Source organism: Streptomyces sp. NPDC051183, from assembly GCF_040682455.1.
GTDB lineage: Bacteria > Actinomycetota > Actinomycetes > Streptomycetales > Streptomycetaceae > Streptomyces.
Genome location: NZ_JBFBBA010000038.1, coordinates 53,903 through 75,598, shown reverse-complemented (window position 1 = coordinate 75,598; position 21,696 = coordinate 53,903). Strand labels below are relative to the sequence as shown.

The 21,696-nt window shown below is 73.4% G+C and carries 21 protein-coding genes; 5 read left to right on the top strand and 16 right to left on the bottom strand.

Going from position 1 to position 21,696, the window contains the following annotated elements:
- Window positions 1-52: 52 nt before the first annotated feature.
- The 3 genes from AB0M99_RS28880 to AB0M99_RS28870 all read right to left on the bottom strand — a co-directional run bounded on the left by AB0M99_RS28880 (window position 53) and on the right by AB0M99_RS28870 (window position 2,397).
- Window positions 53-907: a PhzF family phenazine biosynthesis protein gene (locus tag AB0M99_RS28880; RefSeq protein WP_365925488.1), complete on the bottom strand. Its 855-nt coding sequence runs from the start codon at window positions 905-907 to the stop codon at window positions 53-55.
- Between the two features lie 80 nt (window positions 908-987).
- On the bottom strand, window positions 988-1,419 hold the full coding sequence (locus AB0M99_RS28875; RefSeq protein WP_365925486.1) for a GNAT family N-acetyltransferase: 432 nt from the start codon (window positions 1,417-1,419) through the stop codon (window positions 988-990).
- A gap of 30 nt (window positions 1,420-1,449) precedes the next feature.
- Window positions 1,450-2,397, bottom strand: a complete 948-nt coding sequence (locus tag AB0M99_RS28870) for an alpha/beta hydrolase (RefSeq protein ID WP_365925484.1) — start codon at window positions 2,395-2,397, stop codon at window positions 1,450-1,452.
- 203 nt (window positions 2,398-2,600) lie between these two features.
- Here AB0M99_RS28870 and AB0M99_RS28865 point away from each other — a divergent pair, with 203 nt between their 5' ends.
- Complete coding sequence (locus AB0M99_RS28865; protein ID WP_365925482.1) at window positions 2,601-2,804, top strand: hypothetical protein; 204 nt, start codon at window positions 2,601-2,603, stop codon at window positions 2,802-2,804.
- Between the two features lie 39 nt (window positions 2,805-2,843).
- Here AB0M99_RS28865 and rpsR read toward each other — a convergent pair whose 3' ends face one another.
- From rpsR to rpmG, 4 genes are all read right to left on the bottom strand, one after another.
- On the bottom strand, window positions 2,844-3,083 hold the full coding sequence (rpsR, locus tag AB0M99_RS28860) for a 30S ribosomal protein S18 (RefSeq protein ID WP_365925480.1): 240 nt from the start codon (window positions 3,081-3,083) through the stop codon (window positions 2,844-2,846).
- A 74-nt stretch (window positions 3,084-3,157) separates the two neighbouring features.
- On the bottom strand, window positions 3,158-4,300 hold the full coding sequence (locus tag AB0M99_RS28855; RefSeq protein ID WP_365925478.1) for a GTP-binding protein: 1,143 nt from the start codon (window positions 4,298-4,300) through the stop codon (window positions 3,158-3,160).
- A complete protein-coding gene (locus AB0M99_RS28850) occupies window positions 4,297-4,545 on the bottom strand; it encodes a type B 50S ribosomal protein L31 (RefSeq protein ID WP_030843780.1) in 249 nt (82 codons plus the stop codon). The genes AB0M99_RS28855 and AB0M99_RS28850 overlap by 4 nt, the downstream gene beginning before the upstream one ends.
- Before the next feature lie 57 nt (window positions 4,546-4,602).
- Window positions 4,603-4,767, bottom strand: coding sequence for a 50S ribosomal protein L33 (rpmG, locus tag AB0M99_RS28845; RefSeq protein ID WP_365925475.1), 165 nt, complete (start codon window positions 4,765-4,767; stop codon window positions 4,603-4,605).
- Between the two features lie 69 nt (window positions 4,768-4,836).
- On the opposite strand from rpmG, the gene rpmB reads away from it, so the two are divergent.
- On the top strand, window positions 4,837-5,073 hold the full coding sequence (rpmB, locus tag AB0M99_RS28840) for a 50S ribosomal protein L28 (RefSeq protein WP_365925473.1): 237 nt from the start codon (window positions 4,837-4,839) through the stop codon (window positions 5,071-5,073).
- Entirely contained in the window at window positions 5,073-5,378 is a 306-nt protein-coding gene (gene rpsN, locus AB0M99_RS28835) for a 30S ribosomal protein S14 (RefSeq protein WP_365925471.1), read from the top strand. Before rpmB ends, rpsN begins: the two co-directional genes overlap by 1 nt.
- A 188-nt stretch (window positions 5,379-5,566) precedes the next feature.
- On the opposite strand, the gene AB0M99_RS28830 is transcribed toward rpsN, so the two are convergent.
- The 3 genes from AB0M99_RS28830 to AB0M99_RS28820 form a co-directional block, all read right to left on the bottom strand.
- Entirely contained in the window at window positions 5,567-6,670 is a 1,104-nt protein-coding gene (locus AB0M99_RS28830) for a mechanosensitive ion channel family protein (protein ID WP_365925469.1), read from the bottom strand.
- A 190-nt stretch (window positions 6,671-6,860) separates the two neighbouring features.
- Window positions 6,861-7,238: a VOC family protein gene (locus tag AB0M99_RS28825; protein WP_365925467.1), complete on the bottom strand. Its 378-nt coding sequence runs from the start codon at window positions 7,236-7,238 to the stop codon at window positions 6,861-6,863.
- A gap of 49 nt (window positions 7,239-7,287) precedes the next feature.
- Entirely contained in the window at window positions 7,288-9,186 is a 1,899-nt protein-coding gene (locus tag AB0M99_RS28820) for an ABC transporter ATP-binding protein (RefSeq protein WP_365925465.1), read from the bottom strand.
- 139 nt (window positions 9,187-9,325) lie between these two features.
- Here AB0M99_RS28820 and AB0M99_RS28815 point away from each other — a divergent pair, with 139 nt between their 5' ends.
- Window positions 9,326-11,332, top strand: coding sequence for an AMP-binding protein (locus AB0M99_RS28815; protein ID WP_365925463.1), 2,007 nt, complete (start codon window positions 9,326-9,328; stop codon window positions 11,330-11,332).
- Here AB0M99_RS28815 and AB0M99_RS28810 read toward each other — a convergent pair.
- On the bottom strand, window positions 11,287-13,158 hold the full coding sequence (locus tag AB0M99_RS28810; protein WP_365925461.1) for a GNAT family N-acetyltransferase: 1,872 nt from the start codon (window positions 13,156-13,158) through the stop codon (window positions 11,287-11,289). The genes AB0M99_RS28815 and AB0M99_RS28810 overlap by 46 nt on opposite strands.
- Before the next feature lie 102 nt (window positions 13,159-13,260).
- On the opposite strand from AB0M99_RS28810, the gene AB0M99_RS28805 reads away from it, so the two are divergent.
- Window positions 13,261-13,683 carry a DUF350 domain-containing protein gene (locus AB0M99_RS28805; RefSeq protein WP_365925459.1) on the top strand — a complete coding sequence of 141 codons (423 nt, stop codon included), beginning with the start codon at window positions 13,261-13,263 and terminating at the stop codon, window positions 13,681-13,683.
- 127 nt (window positions 13,684-13,810) lie between these two features.
- Here the strand turns inward: AB0M99_RS28805 and AB0M99_RS28800 are convergent, their stop codons facing one another.
- The 5 genes from AB0M99_RS28800 to AB0M99_RS28780 all read right to left on the bottom strand — a co-directional run bounded on the left by AB0M99_RS28800 (window position 13,811) and on the right by AB0M99_RS28780 (window position 21,683).
- Window positions 13,811-15,040, bottom strand: a complete 1,230-nt coding sequence (locus AB0M99_RS28800) for an acyltransferase (RefSeq protein ID WP_365925457.1) — start codon at window positions 15,038-15,040, stop codon at window positions 13,811-13,813.
- On the bottom strand, window positions 15,037-16,080 hold the full coding sequence (locus AB0M99_RS28795; RefSeq protein WP_365925455.1) for an alpha/beta hydrolase: 1,044 nt from the start codon (window positions 16,078-16,080) through the stop codon (window positions 15,037-15,039). The genes AB0M99_RS28800 and AB0M99_RS28795 overlap by 4 nt, the downstream gene beginning before the upstream one ends.
- A 157-nt stretch (window positions 16,081-16,237) precedes the next feature.
- The gene (locus AB0M99_RS28790) at window positions 16,238-19,561 is read right to left on the bottom strand and encodes a patatin-like protein (RefSeq protein WP_365925453.1); all 3,324 of its coding nucleotides are present in this window, start codon (window positions 19,559-19,561) and stop codon (window positions 16,238-16,240) included.
- Window positions 19,562-19,671: 110 nt separating this feature from the next.
- A complete protein-coding gene (locus tag AB0M99_RS28785; RefSeq protein ID WP_365925451.1) occupies window positions 19,672-20,352 on the bottom strand; it encodes a response regulator transcription factor in 681 nt (226 codons plus the stop codon).
- Window positions 20,349-21,683: a histidine kinase gene (locus AB0M99_RS28780; RefSeq protein ID WP_365925449.1), complete on the bottom strand. Its 1,335-nt coding sequence runs from the start codon at window positions 21,681-21,683 to the stop codon at window positions 20,349-20,351. The genes AB0M99_RS28785 and AB0M99_RS28780 overlap by 4 nt, the downstream gene beginning before the upstream one ends.
- Window positions 21,684-21,696 lie beyond the last annotated feature (13 nt).

Genomic DNA, 21,696 nt, shown 5'->3' with positions numbered 1-21,696 from the left:
GTTCGGTCACGGCCGAGCCGAGCCGAGCCGACCCGCCCCGCCCCGTGCCCGGTCAGACGCGCAGGGTCGCCTCCAGCACCGTGACCGCGTGCCCGGAGAGGTGTACGCGGTCACCGTGGAGCGCGGTCCGGACCAGGCCGGTCCGAGCCGAGGCCTGCAAGCCGGTGAGCCCGTCGCCGCGGCCCAGCCGGGCCGACCAGTAGGGAGCCAGCGCGGTGTGCGCACTGCCGGTGACCGGGTCCTCGGGGATGCCTTCGGCGGGCGAGAAGAAGCGGGACACGAAGTCGTACTCCAGGCCCGCGGAGGCCGCCGGCGCGGTGACGATGACCCCGCGCAGGTCCTCGCGGAGGGTCAGCGCGGCCACCGCCCCGAGGTCCGGCCGCACCGCCCGTACGGCGGCCTCGTCGGGCAGCACCGTGAGCAGGTCGCCCAGGGCGCCCGTACGGTACGCGGCTTCGGGGCGCACGCCGAGTGCTTCGGCCAGCCCCCGCGGCACGGGAACCTCGGTGGCCGGGGCGGCGGGGAAGTCCAGGGTGATGGACCCGTCGTCCTCGGCCCGTGCGGTGAGGACCCCGCTGAACCGGCTGTGGAACCGCACCGGTCCGGGCAGCAGCCCCTCCCGGCGCATCGTGTGGGCCGTGGCCAAAGTGGCATGGCCGCACAGATTGGTCTCGACGAGCGGGGTGAACCACCGGATCTCCCAGTCGGCCCCGTCCCGGGCCTCGTCCCCGGTCGCCCCGCCGGTCGGGAACGGCAGGGCGAAGGCCGTCTCCGAGTGGTTGAGCTCGGCCGCGACCTGCCGCAACCAGTCGTCGTCCGGCCATGCTCCGGCGTGGAGCAGGCAGACTCCGGCGGGGTTTCCGGCGAAGGGGCGGGTGGTGAAGGCGTCTACGATCTGGATGCGCATGCGGCGAACGTACCGAGGCCAATCCTGTCCACCGCAAGGCCAATTCCAGGAAAGTGGACTACCTGGTGGGTCGCGCGGTGTCAGACCAGCGGCTTCACGAAGTTGAACGCGGTCACTGCCATCCGCTCGCGGAAGTAGAAGCGGTGCGCGTCGGTGCGCTGGGTGCCGGAGTCGAGCGTCAGGGCGGTGCACCCGGCGGCCCTGGCGTGCGCCTCCAGGTGCGCGAGGAGCGCGTGGCCCACGCCGGCGGAGCGGGCGGTCGCGGCGGTGACGAGGTCGTCGACGTAGAGCTTGCGGACCAGGTGGGTGTTGGCGACGATCCGCCACCCGGTGGCGCCCACGCACACCCCGGCGTCGTCGTAGGCGGCACTGAAGCGCAGCCCCTGGCCCTGCCCCTCCGCGAGGATCCGCAGGAACAGCTCCTCGGTGAGGTGGGGGCGCAGTTCGAGCAGTACGGGGAGCAGGTCGCCGGTCAGCCGGGGGTCGCCGTGCTCGAAGTCGATGATCTTCATGGCGCCACCCTAGTGCGCCGCGCGGACGCCTCAGTCGAGCCGTCGCCGCAGCTCCGCGACGAGGTCGGTGACGGCCGCATCGGAGACCGGGTCGATGGCGGCCAGGTTGAGGAAGGCGTGGATGAGGCCCGGATAGGTGCTGGAGTAGACGTCCACGCCGGCCGACGCGAGGGCCTCGGCGTAGGCCACCGCCTCGTCGCGCAACGGGTCGTACTGGCCCGTGCCGATGACCGCGGGCGCCACGCCCCTGAAGTCCTCCGCGAGCAGGGGCGAGATCCGGGGGTCCTTCCGGACGGCCGGGTCCGGACCGGCGTACAGGTACTGGAGGGCGAGGATGCTGCGCGCCGTCAGCAGGTACCCCTCGGCGTTCTCGCTGCGGGACGGGTGGTCGCCCGCGAGGTCGGTCGCCGGGTAGAAGAGCAGCTGGGCGGCGAGCGGGCGGCCCTCGTCGCGGAAGGCGAGCGCGACGGCCGCGGCCAGGTTCCCGCCCGCGCTGTCGCCGACGAGTGCGAGCCGGTCGGGGCGGTCGCCGTAGTCGCCGATGTGGTCGGCGACCCATCGGGCGGCCGCCAGGCAGTCCTCGTAGCCGGCCGGGAAGGGGTGTTCCGGTGCGAGGCGGTAGTCGACCGCGACGACCACGGCGCCCAGGTCGTGGCAGAGCCTGCGGCAGGGGGCGTCGTGGGTGTCGAGGTCGCCGGTGAGCCAGCCGCCGCCGTGGAAGAAGACCACCGTGGGCGCCGGGGCCCGGCCGTCGCCCGGCCGGTAGACGCGTACGGGCACCGGTCCGGCGGGGCCGGGCACGGTCGTGTCCGTCACCGGGCCGATGTCGGCCGGCCGGGTGGCCGCCGCGGGGACGACCAGCGCGCCGAGCTCCTTCTCCCGGCTGCGCAGTACGGCGGGGTCGGTGGTGAGGACGTCGAGGGCGGGCAGGACGTCGATCTGATCGAGGAGCGCCTTGAGGGCAGGGGCCACGGGCATGGCGAGCCACCTCCGTAGGTGAACGGCCCCACCGTCCCATCCCCGGGCCGGGCCCGCATTCCGGACCGGGCGGGATCGGTCCGGCCGGCGGCGGGGCTTCGGCCAATCGGCTTGGTCTTGGCCCCGCCCGGCCGTTCGGGGGACACGGCTGCGGCCGCTCCCTAGGTTCGAGGGTGCCCCCTCCCGCCGTGAAAGGTGCATCCATGCGTTCTGTGCGTTCCGCGCTCACCGTCCTCGCCGCCGCCGCTGCCATCGTCCTCGGAGGCGTGTCCGCCGCCTGCGCCGACGTGACGGTCAACGCCCCGGCGGAGAACTCGTACGTGATCGTCTTCGGTGACTGGACCCAGTTCGCCGTCGACGACATCTTCAACGTGGGCCACGACAACACGGTGGGTTCCAACAACTGAGTTCGCGCACGGCGGTCGCCGGCCCCCGCCCTCCGGGGCCTACCGGCTGCTGACGTACGGGAGCAGTGCCATTTCGCGGGCGTTCTTGATCGCTGCGGCGAGGTGGCGCTGTTGCTGCGCCGTGACGCGGGTGACCCGGCGGCTGCGGATCTTGCCCCGGTCCGAGATGAACTTCCGCAGCAGGTCGGTGTCCTTGTAGTCGATGTACGTGATCTTCGCCGCGTCCAGCGGGTTGGGACGGGACTTCAGGGGCTTGAGGGCGGTCGGGCGACGGGCCATGAGAACTCCTTGGCGGTCAGGTCAGGTCAGGTCAGGTCAGGTCGAGTCGGGTCGGGTCGGGGTCGGGGGTCGGGTCAGGAGACGGGGTCGAGGAGCGAGTCGAAGGTGGCCGGGAGCCTCTTCCAGGCCTCCGGCCCCGACGCGTACTCGGCATCGGTGAGCAGGCAGGAGTCGAGGAGCTGCGCCAGGCCCTGCCGGTCGAGGCCCGGGGAGGTGAAGACCAGGTGCTGGCAGCAGTCCCCGTGTTCGGGGTGCCAGTCCAGCGAGGCGGCCGCCCTGCGCATCGGCGGGACCAGCTCCCAGGCGGCGTCCGGCAGGGAGGCCAGCCAGGGCCCGGCGTTCTCCACGCACAGGGCGCCGCCCGCGGCGTCCCAGGCGAGCAGGGTGTCGGGCCGGTCGGCGAGCCAGAAGCGGCCGCGGCTGCGGGCGGCGGCGCAACAGAGGTCCTCCAGTGCCTGGTAGAGCCGTTCGGGGTGGAAGGGGCGGCGGCGGTGCCAGACGAAGGTGGTGACCCCGGCCTCGTCCGCCTCCTGGGGGAGCAGGGCGCAAGCCGGGTGCTGGGCGGCGGCCGCCGTTTCCACGTCGAAGCCCGCGAAGGCCGCCCGGGCCAGCTCCCCGGATCCGGCCGACACCTGGCGGGCGGTCGGGTGGAGCTGCGTGAGCAGGGCGCGGTCCTCGTCGTCGGCCTCCTCGCTGTCGACGAGGGCGAGTACGGGGGCGTACTCCAACTGCCGCGCCCAGGTGTCCCCGACGGTGCGCTGGTCGGTGGCGGCCGCGGCGAGGCCCACCTCGGCCAGGTCGTCGCCGTTGACCAGGTAGGGCAGTACGAGCGCGGGGTCGACCGCGGTGATCACGCCGGTGAGGTCGAGCAGGTCGCCGCCGTGCGCGGCGACGACCTCGGCCATCGCCTTGGGTTCCACGGAGTCCCACAGTTCGACGACGGCCAGCCGGGTCTTGCCCCCGTCGGCCAGCCGTTCCAGCTCGGGGACCAGGTCCTCGCGCAGGGCGCAGCAGGCGCAGTCGTTGAGCAGCGGCGCTTCGCCGCGGGACAGCTCGCCCGAGGCGTCGCGCACCAGGCGCCGCACCGTGCCCGCGGGTGCGGTGGCCAGGTCGTGGTGGAGGGCGACACTGCCGGGCACGGTGTGCAGCAGCCGGTCCACGACCTGCTTGCGGGCGTCGGAGTGGAGCCCGCCGACGATGACGACGGGCAGTCTCACTTGCGGCCTCCGTAGCGGCGCTCGAAGCGCTCGACGCGGCCTGCGGTGTCCAGGACGCGGGCGGTACCGGTGTAGAAGGGGTGGCTCTGCGAGGAGATCTCGACGTCGATGACGGGGTAGGTGTTGCCGTCCTCCCACTCCACCGTCTTGTCGCTGGTGGCGGTCGAGCGGGTGAGGAAGGCGAAGTCGGCGGCCTTGTCGCGGAAGACGACGGGGCCGTAGGCGGGGTGGATTCCGGGCTTCATGGCGGTGTCCTTCGGGCAGGGGCGGGTGGGGGTCGGGGCGGGGGCCAGGGCGGGCGGTCAGCGCTCTTCGCGGAAGTCGACGTGCCGGCGCACCACCGGGTCGTACTTGCGCAGGGTCATGCGGTCGGGGTCGTTGCGCCGGTTCTTGCGGGTGACGTAGGTGAAACCGGTTCCGGCGGTGGAGCGGAGTTTGACGATCGGGCGTACCTCGGTGCGAGCCATGCCGCTACTATACGGGAATGGAAACCATTTTCAATAACGATTCCCGTTCGGGGAGAGGCAGGTAACACCATGTCCGCCCACTGCCAACTGACCGGCGCCCGGCCCGGCTTCGGAAACAACATCTCCCACTCGCACCGGCGGACCTCCCGCCGTTTCGACCCCAACATCCAGCGCAAGCGCTACTGGCTGGCCGGCGAGGGCCGCTACGTCCGCCTGACCCTGAGCGCGAAGGCGATCAAGACCGTCGACGTGATCGGCGTCGAGGCGGCCGTGGCCCGGATCCGCGCCCGGGGGGTGAAAGTCTGATGGCGAAGAAGAGCAAGATCGCGCGGAACGAGAGGCGCAAGGCCGTCGTCGAGCGGTACGCCGCCCGGCGCGCCGAGCTGAAGGAGGTCCTGCGGCGGCCCTCGTCCACCGACGCCGAGCGCAGCTCCGCCCTGGCGGAGCTGCGCAGGCAGCCCCGCGACGCCAGTGCGACCCGCGTGCGGAACCGGGACAGCGTGGACGGGCGGCCCCGCGGGCACCTGCGCAGGTTCGGCCTCTCGCGGGTCCGGATGCGCGAGCAGGCCCACGCCGGATTCCTCCCCGGGGTCACCAAGTCCTCCTGGTAGCCCCCGTGCACCGCACGAAAGCACGCGGACCCGCGCCTCCACCGAGGCGCGGGTCCGTACGTCGTGCGCCGACCCCGTGGGTGGGGCCGGGGGTGGGACCGGCTCAGCCGACGCCCTGGATCCGGGCACGGCGACGCTCTACCGCCACTTCGCCGGCCGCGGTCGTGGCCGGGTGCGGTAGGCAGCCTCTACCGCCCGTGGTCCGCGAGGGTCGCGGGCGGTGCGTCGCGCTGGTGCGGTACGGGCGACGGCGCCTGCTGGGCGTCGTCCCGCTGGAGCGAGACCGTCCGCGTGGGCGCCGGGATCGAGATCCCCTCGGCCCGGTACCGCTGGTGCAGGCGCTTGATGAACTCGTGCTTGATCCGGAACTGGTCGCTGAACTCGCCGACGCCCAGGATCACCGTGAAGTTGATCCTGGAGTCCCCGAAGGTGTGGAAGCGGACGGCGGCCTCGTGACCGGGAACCCCGCCGGCGGTGTCGGCCATCACGTTGTCCACGACGTCGAGGGTGACCCGCTCGACGTGTTCCAGGTCGCTGTCGTAGCCGACGCCCACCTGGACCAGGATCGACAACTGCTGTTCCGGGTGGGTGTAGTTGGTCATGTTCGTCCGCGCGAGGCGCCCGTTGGGGATGATGACCAGGTTGTTCGAGAGGTTCCGCACCACGGTGTTGCGCCAGTTGACGTCGACGACGTAGCCTTCCTCGCCGCCGCTGAGCCGGATGTAGTCACCGGGCTGCACGGTCTTCGAGGCGAGGATGTGCACTCCCGCGAAGAGGTCGGCGAGGGTGCCCTGCAGGGCCAGTGCCACCGCGAGACCGCCCACCCCGAGGGCGGTGAGCAGCGGTGCGATGGACACGCCCACCGTCTCCAGGGCGACGAGAACGCCCATCGTGAGGACCACGATCCGCGTGATGTTCACGAAGATCGTGGCCGACGCGGCCACCCCGGTACGGGCCTGCGCCACGGACCGTACGAGACCGGCGACGACCCGGGCCGCGGTGACCGTGGCGATCAGGACCAGCAGCGCGGCCAGCGAATCGTTGGCGATCCCCGCCACCCGCGCGGTCAGCGGCAGGGTCGACGCCGCCACCGCGACGCCCGCGATGACGCAGGCCCACGGCACCAGCGTGCGCAGCGCGTCGACGATGATGTCGTCCCCGCTCCAGCGCGTCCTGCTCGCGTGCTTTCCCAGCCACTTGAGGAGGGCGCGGAGCAGCAGTCCGGCCACGACGCCCGCGGCCACCGCGATGGAGGCCACCACCCAGTCGTGCAGGACGAGGTCCCGGTTCAACGGACACCCTCCGAGCCGGGAAGGGCCGGGGGAACGGCCAGGGGCGCTGCCGCCCGCCGTATTCGACGTGTCGTCACCATGTTCACCTGTCAGGTCGTGCTGGGCGGGGCCCCGTTCGGGCATGCGAGCACACGCGAACGGGGTGCCATCCTGCCCCATGCGCGGCGGGCCGCGGCGGGCGGGTCCGGGGTCAGCCGGCGGCCGTGCGCGGCTTCGTCTGCTGCACGGCCCAGCCGTTGCCGTCCGGGTCCGAGAAGTAGACGAAGGACCCCCAGGGCATGTCCTGGATCTCGGTCACCTCGATGCCCCTGCCCTTGAGGTCGGCGTACGCCTCCTCGATGTCGGTGACCACGACCTGCATGTTGTCGAGGGAGCCCGGGGTCATCCGGGTGAGTCCCTTGCCCAGGGCGATCGAACAGGCGGACCCCGGCGGGGTGAGCTGGACGAAGCGGATGTCCTCGCTCACGGTGACGTCGTGATCGGCGTTGAAGCCGATCCTCTCGTAGAAGGCCTTGGCCCGGTCGACATCGGTGACGGGGACCGCGACCAGCTCCAGCTTGATGTCCATCGCGTACTCCAAGATCGGCAGTGGCCCGGGGGTCCGGGCCTGTCGGCCATCATGCTCCCGAGGCCGCCGCAGCGCCGTCCGACGCGTCCGCCGGGGCGAACTGCGTGCGGTACAGCTCCTCGTACCGCCCGCCCGCCGCCAGCAGTCCGCTGTGCGTGCCGCGCTCCACGATCCGGCCCTCCTCCACCACCAGGATCAGGTCGGCCGCGTGCACCGTCGACAGCCGGTGCGCGATCACCACCGCCGTCCGGCCGGCGAGGGCCTCGCCCAGCGCCTCCTGGACTGCCGCCTCCGACGTGGAGTCCAGGTGGGCGGTCGCCTCGTCGAGGATCACCACCCGCTGGCGGGCCAGCAGCAGCCGCGCGATCGTCAGCCGCTGGCGCTCCCCGCCCGACAGCCGGTAGCCGCGTTCCCCGACCACCGTGTCCAGTCCGTCGGGCAGCGAGGCGACCAGCCCGTCCAGCCGGGAGCGCCGCAGCGCCTCCCAGATCTCGGCCTCGTCCGCGTCCGGCCGGGCCAGCAGCAGGTTGGCCCGCACCGACTCGTGGAAGAGGTGGCCGTCCTGGGTGACCATGCCGAGCGTCTCGCGGATCGAATCGGCCGTGAGGTCGCGTACGTCGATCCCGCCGAGGCGGACCGAGCCCGCGTCGGCGTCGTACAGCCGCGGCAGCAACTGCGCGATGGTCGACTTGCCGGCGCCGGAGGAGCCGACCAGGGCGATCATCTGGCCGGGTTCGGCGCGGAACGAGACCTCGTGCAACACCTGCGTACCGCCGCGGGAGTCGAGGGTCGCGACCTCCTCCAGGGAGGCGAGCGAGACCTTGTCGGCGGAGGGGTAGCCGAAGGAGACCCTGTCGAACTCCACCGCGACCGGACCGTCCGGCACGCGGCGGGCGTCCGGCTTCTGGGAGATCAGCGGCTCCAGGTCGAGGATCTCGAAGACCCGCTCGAAGCTGACCATGGCACTCATCACCTCGACCCGCGCCCCGGCGAGCGCCGTCAGCGGCGCGTACAGCCTGGTCAGGAGCAGGGCGAGGGCGACGACGCTGCCGGCGTCCAGGGTGCCGCGCAGCGCGTACCAGCCGCCGAGCCCGTAGACGAGCGCGAGGGCCAGCGCCGAGACCAGCGTCAGGGCGGTGATGAAGGCCGACTGGGCCATCGCCGTACGGATCCCGATGTCGCGCACCCGGGCCGCCCGGGCCGCGAACTCCGCGGACTCGTCGGCCGGCCGGCCGAACAGCTTGACGAGCGTTGCGCCCGGAGCGGAGAACCGTTCCGTCATCTGGGTGCCCATCGACGCGTTGAGCGCCGAGGCCTCCCGCTGCATCCCCGCCATCCGCGCCCCCATCCGGCGCGCGGGCAGTACGAACACCGGCAGGAGCACCAGCGCCAGCAGGGTGATCTGCCAGGAGATGCTCAGCATCACGGCGAGCGTCAGCAGCAGGGTCACCAGGTTGGCGACCACCCCCGACAGGGTGTTGCTGAAGGCCCGTTGCGCACCGATCACGTCGTTGTTGAGCCGGCTGACCAGAGCTCCCGTACGGGTCCGGGTGAAGAACGCGACCGGCATCCGCTGCACGTGGTCGAAGACGGCCGTCCGCAGGTCCAGGATCAGCCCCTCGCCGAGGGTGGCCGACAGCCTGCGCGTGAGCAGGCCCAGGCCCGCTTCGGCGACGGCGATCACCGCGATGAGGACGGCGAGGCGGGTGACCGTACCGCTGTCCCGGCCGTCCACGATCGCGGTGACGACCCGGCTCGCCAGGACCGGGGTGGCCACCGCGAGGAGCGCGGTGACCACGCTCAGCAGCAGGAAGAAGGTGAGCCCGCGGCGGTGCGGGCGGGCGAAGGCGGCGATCCGGCCCAGACTCGCCCGCGACAGCGGCCGACGGTCCTGCTGGGCGTTCATCGCGCTGTGCAGCGATGTCCAGGCGGTGACTTCCATATCCATGACCGAAACGCTAGGACCTCAACCAAGGTCGAGGTCAAGCTTTCGGCTCGACCTCGCCCTCCCGAGCCCCAACTCCAGCCCGTACGAGGGATTTTCACGTCCCCGGCCCGTTGTCGGTGCCCGGTGGCATCATCGGTCCATGACGCAGGGATCCGAGTTCAAGCGCTCCGGTGAGCGCACCGTCGACACCGTCCTGCACCGCTTCGAACAGTGGGCCCGGGACACCCCCGGCGCCCCCGCGCTCATCGCCGGCCCCGACAGCCTCGGCTACGGCCAACTCGATGCCCGGGCCAACCAGCTGGCGCACCATCTGATCGCCGCCGGAGTGCCGGCCGACGGCCTCGTGGCCGTGGGTACGGCCCGCCCGGCCGAACTCGTCGTCGCCCTCCTCGCCACCCTCAAGGCGGGCGCCTCCTACGCCGTCGTCGGCGTCGACGTCCCGGGCACCGGGCGCCAGCAGCTCGCAACCATCCAGCCGTACGCCCTGCTCGCCCACGGCGCGCACCAGGCCCGCCTCGACGACGGCAAGGGCCTGCGGATGATCCGCCTCGGTGCGGAACGCTCCGAGATCGACGGCAGGCCCACCGAGGCGCCGGCCCGCTCCGGCCCGGGCCGCACCGCCGCCGTCCTGTTCACCGGGGGCAAGCAGCCCCGCCCGGTCCCCGTCGGCCATGACCGCCTCCTCGGCGCGCACGAAGGCTGGGCCGAGGTGGCCGCGCTGACCCCCGAGGACCGCCACCTGATCACCACCGGATCGGACGGCACCGCCTTCGCCGCGGGCTGGACCCGGGCCCTGTGCTCGGGCGGCGCCCTCGTCCTGCCCGAGCGCTCGCCCTGGACGGCCGAGGCGATCCGCGGCGCGGTCGAGGCCGAGAAGGTCACCGTCGTGCACACCCACCCGGCCGACGCCGTCCAACTGCTCCTGCGCGACCGCCAGGCGTCCGCGGCACGCGTCCTGGACAAGTCCGACGAGGCCCTGCGGTCGCTGCGCATGGTCACCGTCACCGGGGACCGGCTCTTCCTCGACGAACTCGCCGCCCTACAGGCCCGCCTGCGGACCGGCGCCCGGCTGCTCGACGTCTACGGGCTCGCCGAATCCGCCGGCGCCGGAACCTGGTTCGAACTGCCGCAGCTGTCCCGTCCGCAGGACGACCCCGAACGGCTCTCGCTGATCGGCACCCCCTTCCCCGGGTACTCCGCAACCCTGCACGGCGGGGAGCTGCGCCTCACCCCGCCCGACGGCGGCGACGCGATACCCACCGGGGACCTCGCAGGGCTGCGCCCCGACGGGCTGCTGGAGTTCGGAGGCCGGATCCGCGACCGGATCACCGTCGCCGGGCGGTCCCGGGACCCGCATCCGCTGGAGTCCGTCATCCGCACCCACCCCGGCGTGGGCGGCGTGCTCCTCGCCGAGGTCGAGGGCCGCGACGGCGCGCGCGGACTCGCCGCCTACATCTCCCCGCCGGCCGACGCCACCGCCTGGCCCCCGGGCTCCGAACTGCCGGAGATCGGAGAGCTCCGCGAGCACCTGGAGGGCAGGCTCCCGGCGGCGCAATCCCCCCGGACCGTGGTCAAGCTGCGCGCCCTGCCCCGCAACCGGGCCGGTCAGGAGGACCGGTCCGCGCTCCCGCTCCCCGTCCGGCAGGCCGCGGCCGCTCGGGGCGCCCACAGCGGGAAGTACGGCAAGTACGGGCCCACGGTCGGCGACGACCTCGTCGCGGGGTGCGGCTTCGGCTGCGCGGTGCTCGTACTGGCGTTCTTCACGATGCTGCTCACCGACGTCTTCTGGCCCGGCTCCACGGACCTCACCGGTGTGCCGGAGCCCTGGGCCACCTTCTTCTCCGTCCTCTACCTCTTCGAGTACGTGGCCTTCGCCGTCGGAGTGCTGTTCCTGATCTTCGGCCGCTCCCGGATGCGGCCCCGGAGGCACGCCCCGACCCTCACCAGGACCGCCCACCTGGCGGTGGCGTACCTGCTGCTCGCCTGGTGGCCGCAGGACAACTCCTACCGGCTCGCGGCCAAGAACGACTGGGCGCTGCAGGCCGCCCTCGTCTACGCCTTCAACGTCCCGTTGATGATCGCGGGCGCCATCGTGGTCCGCTACGTCACCCTCAAGCCGGCCTCCGTCTTCGACTTCGAGGACTGAGCCCGCTCCTGGTCCTGGTCCGGTGGGTCGAACATCGCCCCGACGGCCAGGGCCCGCGCCCGCACCAGGGCCTCGGCCGCGTCCAGCACCTCCCCGCTGTACGCGGCCACCAACACGCCCAGCCAGGGCGCCGGCTCGAAGGCGCCGGTCGGGATGGCCGGGACGAACACCGCCCCGAGCTCCGCACACCCCCGGGCCAGCTCCTCGCACAGCTCGTCCAGCTGCGCCTCGGGGAGCCTGGCCCCCAGCTCCACCCGGTCGGCGATCCGTACGAGGTGCCCCGCGCCCCGCAGTTCGTCCAGCCGGGCCGCCACCATGAACGCGACGGACGGCCCCGTCAGTCGCAGGTTCGTCTCCGTCGGCGCGAGCCGGCCCGCGCCGTCGGCGACGAAGTCCACGTCGAACCAGCCCCGGTAGCCCGCCGCGGCCAGCTCCCGGCCCACCGCGTCACCGAAGTCCAGCAGCGGTCGCTGCGCCCACTGCGGGACCACCCCCGGCCCGACGGTCGCCCCGCGGTAGCCGCCGTCCTCCACGTCCATCACCGCCCCGCCGACCCGGTGCACCCGGCCCGCGTCGTCCACGAAGCCGTCGTACGTGAGGTCGCGCGGCGCACCGGGCTCCGCCGGGCCGTGCACGTACTCCTCGACCAGCAGCGGGCCGCGCGGCAGCCGCCGCAGCACGGCGCGCGCCCCGCCAGCGGCCCTGACCTGCGCCGGGCTCACCACCGTCGTGCCCGAACCACCGACACCGTGCTCCGATTTGAGAACGGTGCTCTCGCCGGCCCCCGCCCGGGCGGCCAGCAGCCTGACCGCCGCCCGCCGCGTCGCGGCCCGCCACTGCTCGGGGAGGACGATCCCCGGATGCCCGCCCGCCGCCAGGATCCGCCCGAACAGGGCGTGCGCCGCCGCCTTGGACTCGTACCGCAGCTCCCGCGGCCGCCACGGCCGCCCGGCCAGGCGCCCGAAGGGCTCCGTGAGCCCCCACGGTACGAGGGGCAGCCCGGCCCCGGCCAGCCGCCCGGCCAGCGCCGGCCGCGCCCGTACGACGTCCGACAGCCCGGGACCCCGCTCCACCAGGCCGTCGTACACCTCCACCTCCGGCCCCCAGCCCAACTGGCGGCCCACCAGCCCGATCCAGCCGCTCGGCACCGTCCGCGGCAGAACCAGCGCCGCCGGGTACGGGCTGTAGAAGGCGGCCAGGCAGGCGTAGTGGTGCGCGGCCCGCTGCTCCCGGTCCAGGGAGGCGTCGGCGAACTGCGCGTTGAACTCGGCGACATTCCCCACGTGCACCGCCGGACCCCCGCCCGTCCAGGCCCGCACCCAGGCGGGCGGCGGCACGGGCGCCGCCTCGAAGCGCACCAGCTCGCCGCGGCTCGCGCCGGCGGGGCGCCCGTCGGCCAGGACGGCGGCGACCGGGACGGCGACGGCCCCCATCGCCCGGTAGAAGCCCGCAGCATGCGGATCGGAGTCGATCAGCAGCTTGCGCACGCCGAGCCCGGCGGCCCGCCGCACGGCGTCCCGGTACAGCAGCCGCCCGAAACCCCGGCCGATGGCGGACGGCTCCACGAACAGCAGGCCGAGCCGGGCCCGCGGCCCGTCCCCCTCCAGATCCAACTCCAGCTCCAGCGAGGCCACGCCCCGCACCACGCCCTGCGCGTCCTCGGCCACCACGATCCGGCGGGCCGTCACATCGGCGGCGTCGATCCGCAGCTCCGGCGCGACGGCGGCGAGGAACGCCGAGCCGTACCCCCAGTGGGCCTTGGAACGCCGCACCAGCTCCGTCAGCGCCCGTGCCTCATCGGCCCGCGCGGCCCTGACCTTTGCCATTTCCCGACCTCCCCGTGGTCCGGGGCAGAGCCGTGCGATAGATTCGGCCACCCCCAGGGCACATCCTTTCCCCATCCCCATCACGCGCAGACAGGCTTCTCAATGAGCGACATCATCAATGGACTTGGCCGCACCAGCGCCTACGGCGCCCTCGGCCTGGTGCTGCTCATCCTCGGCATCGTCCTCGTGGACGTGCTGACCCCGGGGAAGCTCCCCAAGCAGATCTGGGAGGAGCGCAACCGCAACGCGGCCCTCATGCTGAGCTCCGCGCTCCTCGGCGTCGGCGGCATCGTGTTCACCTCGATCTGGACGACGTACGAGGACTTCGGCAAGGGCCTGCTCTCGACCGCGGCCTTCGGCGTCCTCGGCCTGGTCCTGATGGCGGTGGCCTTCCTGGTCCTGGACTGGGTGACGCCGGGCAAGCTCGGCGCGATCGTCGTCGACCCCGAACCCCACCCGGCCGTCTGGGTCACGGCCTCCTGCAACCTCGCCGTCGCCGCCATCGTCGCGGCCTCGATCGCCTGACACCGCCTTCGCGCCCGGCTCCACGGTGCTCGCGCCTTGCGCCTTGCGCCTTGCGCCTTGCGCCTTGCGCCTTGCGCCTTGCGCCTTGCGCCTTGCGCCTTGCGCCTCGTGCCTCGTGCCTCGCGCCTCAGGCCAGACCCAGCGCGAACACCGTGAAGCCCGCCGCCAGCACCCCCGCCACGGTCCGCCGGACCGCCGTGGACCGGTGCCCCTCCCGCGGCGGGCTCTCGAACCGGCGGGCGTACCGCGCGATGCCCACCAGCAGCACCGCGAACACCGGCATCCAGGCGATCCGCACCACGATCCAGCCCAGGCTGTCCGGCGCCGTCGTCAGCCCCGCCAGCCCGCCCGCGAACGAGGCCGGAACGGCCGCCGCCAGCATCGCCGTCTGGTGCCAGCACAGGATCGTCATCGCACACAGGTTGACCACGACCACCGGGGCCCACAGCGCGGGCCGCGCCAGCAGCCGCGCCAGCCGGTCGCGCAGCAGGATCGCCGCACCCGACTGGGCCGCCGCCAGGGCCAGGACCAGCAGCGACGGCGGATGCGAGTTGGTCCGCGCCGCACCGGGCACCCCGACCATCGACGCCGGGTAGTGGAAGACCGCCAGCAGGACCGCGAACAGCACCGTCCCGCCGGCCATCAGCAGCCACGCCCCGCGCCGCCCGATCCGCCGCTCGCCCCACGACACCCCGAGCTGGTACGCGAAGAGCCAGCCCGGCAGGATGTTCAGCAGCGCCAGCGACGACGGCACGGAGTCGGCGAGCGGCCCGTAGCGCAGGAAGTCCACCACCGCGACCGAACCGATCAGCGGGGCCGCGGCCCAGCCGCCGAGCCGGTGCGCAGCGCGCACGCAGTACGGGGTCAGCGCGGTGACCACCACGTACACCCCGACGAACCACAGCGGCTGGATCACCAGCGTCGCCCCGGTCCGCAGCGTGGCCTCCGGCACCCCGGCCGCGTACAGCACGGGCGCGGCGAGCGCCCAGACGGCGGTGACCCCGAGCACCGGGCGGCCCAGCCGGACCATCCGCCCCTTGAGCCACGCGCCGACCGTGCCGGTCCGGCGCCGGTAGGACAGCACCGAGGCGTAGCCGCCGACCAGGAAGAAGATGCCGAGCATCTGGAGCACCCAGCTCGCCGGAGCCAGGGCGCCGAAGGTGGAGAGCGGGCTGGCGTTGTGCAGGCCGCCGCCGGAGTCCAGGGTGAAGCCCCCGAGCAGCCAGTGCCCGGTCGGCACGGCCAGCAGCGCGAGGGCGCGCAGCCCGTCGACGGCCCGGTCGCGGTGGGCGGGGGTCTGCCGCTCGATCCGGTCGGCGGCCTTCTTGAGCAGGGTGAGGGCGCGCGGCGTCGTCATCGGAGCTCTCCGTTCGCGATGGCGGCGAAGGCGGCCAGGGACTGGGTGCCGGGCGTGAAGTAGCCGGTGTGGCCCTGGACGTCGGCGGCGGGCACCCGGCGGGCGCCGAAGTCCGCCGAGGTGGGGTCGGCGCCGTGGCCGATCCCGGCGAACTCCACGTTCGGTACGTCGGCGATCCAGTCGGAGGGGCCCCGCGCCGCCCACACGCGGGCCCCGGTGTGCAGGTCCGCGGCGGTATCGGCGCGCATGCCGGGGGAGCCGAAGGCGACGATGTCGGTGGCGTCCGTGTGCCGGGCCGCCAGCCCGCAGACCACGGAACCGTAGCTGTGGCAGAAGAGCACCGGGTCGGGCGCGCCGACCGCGTCGAGGCCCTCGGTGAGGCGGGCCAGCCGGACCGCCCCCGCCTCGGCGAGCCGCCCGTCGGCCGCGTCGAGTCCGACGCCGACCGGGGTGGTGTACCCGGTCCACGCGACCACGGCGGTGCCGTCCCCGGCCGCGGCGCGCAGCGCCCTGGCCATCCCGGCGGGCCCGGTGGCGGGCTTGCGCCTCGCGTCGTGGTTGGTGGCGTCGTTGTCCGAGCCGGGTACGACCACCGAGACGTGCGCCGCGTGCTCCAGGTCTCCGAACACCTCGGCGACCTGGCCCCGGCCGCGCGGGTCGAAGGCGAGGATCTGCCGGTCCGGCGCGCCGAGCGAGGCGTAGCGGGCCTCGCCCGTGGCGGCGACGGCGAGCCGGTTGGCCTCGTACCGCAGGGGGAGCGGAGCCCCGTCCAGGTTGCCCACCACCAGCGGGTGGGAGCGTACGAGTGCCTGCCGGGCGGCGGCGTCCAGCCCGGCGAAGAACCGGGCCACTTCGCGCGGAGCCGTCCGGGCGGGGTCGGGCAGCGGCCGCCCGCCCACGGTGTCGGCCCGCCAAGCGGCGCTGCCGGGCGGCGGCCCGGTGACCGCGCTCTGGCTGTCGCCGGACGCCCATCCCGCGGTCCCCCCGACGACGGCCACCGCCAGCGCGGCCGTGACCATCGTCCTTCCGAAGCGGCGCATGCCCCTTCTCCTTTCCTCGCGACGAGCCCCGTGAAGAGCCCGGTGACGAGGAGGAAGGTAGGAAGGAGGTACCGATCAGCACGTCAGACCGAGGAGCCAAGCCGGACTTCATACCCCGGTAGGGGGTGGAGGAGGCGCGGGTCTGGGTGCGGGTGCTTCAGCGGCGGTGTTTCAGGTGCCCGAGGAGCTTCTTCAGCGGCAGCAAGGCCGTCCTCGTCAGGCGGCCGAGGCCGCCGTTGATCAGCACGCTCAGTACGACCAGCCCGGCGAGGGCGATCAGGGGATGCCATACGGGATCCCGCAGCCACGGCAGCGCGTGGTCCGCGACCCAGCCGGGCTCGGGACCGGGCCCGCGGCCACCCGGAGCGGGCGCCTCGGCGGCCTCGCCGAACAGCCAGTGCCGTCGCAGGGTCGCGCCGATCACGACCAGAGCCGTCACGGCCATGGCCACGAAGGCCAGCACCACCCGACGGCTCAGGGACCAGGCGGCGAAGCAGAAGAGGAGCAGCCCGACGGCGAGGAGCACGGCCGCCGTGAACCCCAGGAAGGCGTCGTCACCGCGCAGGGCCACGACGCCCGCGACCGTGGCGATCACCCCGAGGAGCGTCAGCAGCCAGGACGAGCCGCTGGTGAGGCCGGTCGCCCGGTAGCCCGTCATGGTGACGGTGCGCGCGGACGAGAAGAAGGGCTTGACCGAAGCGGGCGGCTCCTTCGCCCCGGTCAGGGCGGCGGTGGCCGTGGCCAGGGCCTTGCCCACGGTCCGGGTGAAGAGGGGCTGGCCCCGCTCCTGCGCGAGGGTCTCGTCCGGGACCGGGCAGCTGTCGAGCCGTTCCGCGAGGGCCTCCGCCTTCGCGGGCGCGGGTGCGGCCGCCGTGTGCAGCGAGGACCTCATGAGCTTGCGCTGCTCGCGGCTCCACTTGCGGCTGATGGCCGATCTGGAGGCGACCTGGGCCGCCACCAGCACCGCGTCCGTACCCCCGGCCTCCATGAGCACCTTCCGGGCCCACGGATCGTGCCTGGTGGCGGGTGTGGCGATCATGTGCTGGGCGATGACCGGCAGTTCATGCGCGGCGATCCACTGCTGCCAGCGCCGCGCCACCCACAGGGACGTCAGCGGGAGGCTCACCGGCACGGGCACGTCCGGGTCGTTCAGATAGGCCAGCTCCTCCAGGACCGCCTCGGTGGTGAGGAGCTTCTCGGGCTCCCTGGGCCGCTGGACCGGCCACCCCTGCGGATGGGTGCCGTCGAGCAGGAGCGCGCTGAGCTGTCCGTAGAACCAGCCGGCCCGGGCGTTCACCGGGATCGGGGTCAGTTCCTCGGCCAGTGCCAGGATCCGCCGCGGATCGAGCAGCATGTGCACGAGCCAGCCGGCGCCGTCCACCCGCCCCCAGGCCCAGTCGTTCGCCCGCCACGAGGGCTTGTAGAAGGCCCCGAAGTGGTGCAACTGCGTTCCGGTGAGCTTGTCGGCCGCGGTGGCCCGCCCCGGTGCGAGAACGCTGCGGGTGTCCGCGCTGACCTGGATGAGTTCGACGTGCTGCTCCACCTCCATGCCGACGGGGAGCACGGAGCGCGTGGCGACGTGCAGTTCGAGCAAGGCGGCCGCGACGGCCTGCGGGTCCTCGGGGAGGAAGGTCAGATAGGACTTGAGCTCGCGCGCCGCCCGCCGCCGCCGCTCCTCCGCCGTCTCGCGGCCGAAGGGGTTCACCACGGCCGGCTCCGGACGGGAGACGTCGACGAGCCCGCGCAGCTCGACCACGATCGCGGCCAGGCGCGCCCAGCCGTCCCGGAAGGAACCATGGGCGGCGATGACGGGTTCCCTCAGCTTCTCCTCGTAGCTCCTGGCGAGCGACGCGGCCACCTCGTGGAGGGCGGGCCGGCTGCCGTCGGTGACCTGGAGCGCCGTGAGTTCCCGGTCGACGAGGAGGTCCGTGTCCGGCCGCGCCCCGGGGACGAAGGCTTCGTGTGTCCGGCGGGTCAGCACCGACAGCGCGGCCCAGTCCTGCGGACTGCAGGTGTACGCCGCCCTCAGCATCGCCAGCACCGTGGCCTTGGCGCCGTCGAAGGCGGGCCGGCCGAACGCCGCCGGGTCGTCCCTGGAAGCGAGGTCCCAGCCCGTGGAGACCGCCTCCGCCGCTTTCTCCCGGCAGTCCTGCTCCGCACTGTGCCCCGGGGCGAGCGCGTCCAGCCACGCCGGCGGCATCTGGTCCTTCGGCATCGTCGTGACGGCGCGCATGAGCGAGGCGATCACGGGCCGGACGAGCCAGAACGCCTCCCGGGTCCGGTAGTCGGCCAGCATCCCGTCCGTGTCCGACAGCAGACGGCCCGCGGCGCCGTGCCTCGCGGCGATCTCCGCGATGCGCAGCCGGGTGTCGCGGATGGAGTCGACGCGGTCGTTGTGCCGCCTCAGGGCGGTGAGGTCCGACCTGATGCTCTGGCCCAGGATGCTGCCGAGGTCCTTGCGCAGCGCCTGGTCCAGGGTCCAGGGACGGTCGAAGGACTCCTTGTCCGGAGGGGCGTCGCGAGGGTCGGGCGTCTCGCCCGGAGTCGGGACCACGTACAGGAGCACCCGCCGGACCTGGCGTTCGGCCGGGGCGTCGAAGACGGACTGGAGCAGCGGGCCGAGCGGCCGGTTCGCGAGCAGGCCGCCGTCGGCCACCCAGTGATCGCGGGTGATGTTGGCGAACCTCTCCATCGGCGGATGCCTGGGCACCTTGGAGCCAACGGCGGGAACGCCCTCCTTGAACGGAACGAACCCGGGCTCGAAGGCCCCGGGGTACGAGGCGCTGCAGCGCGCCGCGAGGGCCACGCGATGGTTGGCCTCGGAGTTGGTGAGGGCCGCCTCGTCGAACACGAACAAGCCTCGGCGGTCCACGTCCTGGACCAGGGTCCCCAGGCTGTCGGTGAACCGGCTGGTCTCCCCGGTGAGGAGGGTGGTGGTGATGAAGACCTTGGTGCTCCGCCCGGCCACGCCGAGGTTCTCGGGCAGCTTGTAGGGCGGATCCAGCGTCTTGAGCGTCCGGATCCCCTCCAGCAGTTCCTTGAACAGCACGCCGTTCCCCTGGAGGAGGGAAGGCGGCTTCCTCTCCTTCGGGTCGCGCAGCAGCTTCTCGAAGGACCCGGACTCCAGCCAGAACTCCCGCAGCGGACCGAGGTCGAGGGACTTCGCGCGCGCGAGCCCGAGCAGAGCCCCGTTGATGCCGCCCGCGCTGGTCCCGGACAGCATGTCGATGCTGACCGTGATGTCGAGGAGGCCGAGCAGGCCGACGTAGAGGTTCCTGACCTTGCCGTCGGCATCGGGGGGATCGACCGGCTCGAACTCGGCGCCGTCGGCGACGTGTCTGCTCCAGGCCGCCTGCTGGAGGAGGTTCAGCTCGCGGGCGACACCGCCCATCCAGATGGCGAGGCTCACTCCTCCCGTCATCGCGGTGGCGATGCGGATCTCCTGGGTGTGGGCGTCGACCGGCTTCAGCTTCTCGTCCATGCCGCTCCTCGGGATCGGAGTGATCTCCTGGCCAGGCAGCAGGCTCCCGCAGACAGCCGGTCTTCAGAGGGCCGACACGGCGGGAGTCCAGGGTGAGAAGGAGCGCGGCGTCAGGACGAGTCGCCCGGGCGGACCAGGCCCGCCTCGTACGCGAAGATCACCGCCTGGGCGCGGTCGCGCAGGTCGAGCTTGCCCAGGACCCGGCCGATGTGGGTCTTCACCGTCTGTTCCGCCAGCACCAGGTGCCCGGCGATCTCCTGGTTCGACAGCCCGCGGGCGATGAGCTCCAGCACCTCGGTCTCACGCGGAGTCAGGCCGTTCAGCCGCAGCGCCGGGTCCTTGCGCGGGGCGGGCCGCTGCTGGACGAAGTCGGCGATCAGCCGCCGGGTCACCGAGGGCGCCAGCAGGGCTTCGCCCGAGGCGACCACCCGGACCGCCGCGATCAGGTCGGCCGGCGGGGCGTCCTTGAGCAGGAAGCCCGAGGCGCCCGCGCGCAGCGCCTCGTACACGTAGTCGTCGATGTCGAAGGTGGTCAGCATCAGCACCTTGGGCCGGTGCACCACCCCCGGCGGCGGGTCGAGGATCTCCCGGGCCGCCGTCAGCCCGTCCATCTCCGGCATCCGCACGTCCATCAGCACCACGTCGGGGTGCACGGTGCGCGAGACCTGTACGCCCTGCCTCCCGTCGGGCGCCTCGCCCACCACGTCGATGTCGGCCTGCGCCGACAGCAGCGCGGCGAACCCGGCCCGCACCATGGCCTGGTCGTCGACGATGATGACGCGGATGGTCAACTGGGCTCCTCGTTCATGCGGGCGGTCCCGTCAGGAGGGACCAGGGGAAGGCGGGCGGCGACCCGGAAGCCGCCGTCGGGCAGCGGACCGGTGTCCAGCGTCCCGCCCGTCAACCGTACGCGCTCCCGCATCCCCACCAGACCGTGGCCGGTGCCCGAACTCTCCAGCTCCACCACTGCCTCGCGCGCCGGGCCGTTGACCACCAGCACGAGGATCTCGTCCTCGTCGACGGTCACCGAGACCCTGGTCGGCGCCCCGGGGGCGTGCCGCACCACATTGGCCAGGGCCTCCTGCACGATCCGGTACGCCGACAGGTCCACCGCCGGGGGAGCGGCCCCGGCCGCCCCCGCGGCCAGGGACAACTCCACCGGCTGCCCGGCCCGTACGGTCGTCTCGACCAGCTGCTGCAAGCGGCTCAGGCCCGGCTGCGGCGCACGCTCCCCGCCGGGACCGTCGCCCCCGTCGCCGCGCAGCACCGTCAGCAGCCGGCGCATCTCGCCCAGCGACTCCCGGGCCGAGGCCGCGATGGTCGCGAACTCCTCCTGCACCGGAGCCGACATGCCGGGCAGCCGGTACGGAGCCGAATCGGCCTGCACGGTGATCACCGACATGTGGTGCGCCACCACGTCGTGCAACTCGCGGGCGATCCGTGCCCGTTCCTCCAGCAGCGTGCGCCGCGCCCGCTCGGCCTCGCTGATCACCTCCTGCTCGGCGATCCGCCGCTGGGCCTCGCCCAGCCCGCGCAGCGCCCCGGTCAGCGCCAGCACGACCCCGCTCAGCACGAACAGCAGCGCCACCGTGTCGACCACCCCGGCGGGCTTGAAGAAGCCCAGCACCACCCCCACCGCGCCGGTCGCCAGCCACACCCCGATCAGCGTCCGGATCGGCTCGCGCAGCCCGAGGCACGCCATCAGCAGCAGATAGCCGACGATCACCATCGGCGTCCACGGCCAGGCGTGCCGGGCCACCTGCTCGGCGTGGACCAGCACCACCGCCCCGACCGTGTCCGCGAGCAGGATCATCAGCCACGCGGCCAGCGGCCGGGTCACGGCGAGCAGCAACGGCACGGTCTGTGCCACGCCCAGGGCGCCCGCCCAGCCGCCGGCCGCCGCGTAGTCGTTGCTCAGCACCGCGATGGTCACCGGCACCAGGGTGATCACGAAGACCGCGGTGACGAGGTACGGCAAGTGCCGCTGCCAGGCCTTGGGCGCCCGCGCGAACAACGGCTCCGCGGCCCGCGCGGGCGTGCGCAGCGCCGCCCCCAGCGAGGCCAGCGCGCGGGGCCCGCGCGGCCCGCGGGCCCTGGCGGGGGTACGGGGTGTGTCAGTCATGATCGGTCCACCC

Bases quoted from the DNA above. Each gene is read 5' to 3' on its own strand.
- AB0M99_RS28880 (WP_365925488.1), bottom strand. From the start codon at position 907: ATGCGCATCCAGATCGTAGACGCCTTCACCACCCGCCCCTTCGCCGGA.
- AB0M99_RS28875 (WP_365925486.1), bottom strand. From the start codon at position 1,419: ATGAAGATCATCGACTTCGAGCACGGCGACCCCCGGCTGACCGGCGAC.
- AB0M99_RS28870 (WP_365925484.1), bottom strand. From the start codon at position 2,397: ATGCCCGTGGCCCCTGCCCTCAAGGCGCTCCTCGATCAGATCGACGTC.
- AB0M99_RS28865 (WP_365925482.1), top strand. From the start codon at position 2,601: ATGCGTTCTGTGCGTTCCGCGCTCACCGTCCTCGCCGCCGCCGCTGCC.
- rpsR (WP_365925480.1), bottom strand. From the start codon at position 3,083: ATGGCCCGTCGCCCGACCGCCCTCAAGCCCCTGAAGTCCCGTCCCAAC.
- AB0M99_RS28850 (WP_030843780.1), bottom strand. From the start codon at position 4,545: ATGAAGCCCGGAATCCACCCCGCCTACGGCCCCGTCGTCTTCCGCGAC.
- rpmG (WP_365925475.1), bottom strand. From the start codon at position 4,767: ATGGCTCGCACCGAGGTACGCCCGATCGTCAAACTCCGCTCCACCGCC.
- rpmB (WP_365925473.1), top strand. From the start codon at position 4,837: ATGTCCGCCCACTGCCAACTGACCGGCGCCCGGCCCGGCTTCGGAAAC.
- rpsN (WP_365925471.1), top strand. From the start codon at position 5,073: ATGGCGAAGAAGAGCAAGATCGCGCGGAACGAGAGGCGCAAGGCCGTC.
- AB0M99_RS28825 (WP_365925467.1), bottom strand. From the start codon at position 7,238: ATGGACATCAAGCTGGAGCTGGTCGCGGTCCCCGTCACCGATGTCGAC.
- AB0M99_RS28820 (WP_365925465.1), bottom strand. From the start codon at position 9,186: ATGGATATGGAAGTCACCGCCTGGACATCGCTGCACAGCGCGATGAAC.
- AB0M99_RS28815 (WP_365925463.1), top strand. From the start codon at position 9,326: ATGACGCAGGGATCCGAGTTCAAGCGCTCCGGTGAGCGCACCGTCGAC.
- AB0M99_RS28810 (WP_365925461.1), bottom strand. From the start codon at position 13,158: ATGGCAAAGGTCAGGGCCGCGCGGGCCGATGAGGCACGGGCGCTGACG.
- AB0M99_RS28805 (WP_365925459.1), top strand. From the start codon at position 13,261: ATGAGCGACATCATCAATGGACTTGGCCGCACCAGCGCCTACGGCGCC.
- AB0M99_RS28800 (WP_365925457.1), bottom strand. From the start codon at position 15,040: ATGACGACGCCGCGCGCCCTCACCCTGCTCAAGAAGGCCGCCGACCGG.
- AB0M99_RS28795 (WP_365925455.1), bottom strand. From the start codon at position 16,080: ATGCGCCGCTTCGGAAGGACGATGGTCACGGCCGCGCTGGCGGTGGCC.
- AB0M99_RS28790 (WP_365925453.1), bottom strand. From the start codon at position 19,561: ATGGACGAGAAGCTGAAGCCGGTCGACGCCCACACCCAGGAGATCCGC.
- AB0M99_RS28780 (WP_365925449.1), bottom strand. From the start codon at position 21,683: ATGACTGACACACCCCGTACCCCCGCCAGGGCCCGCGGGCCGCGCGGG.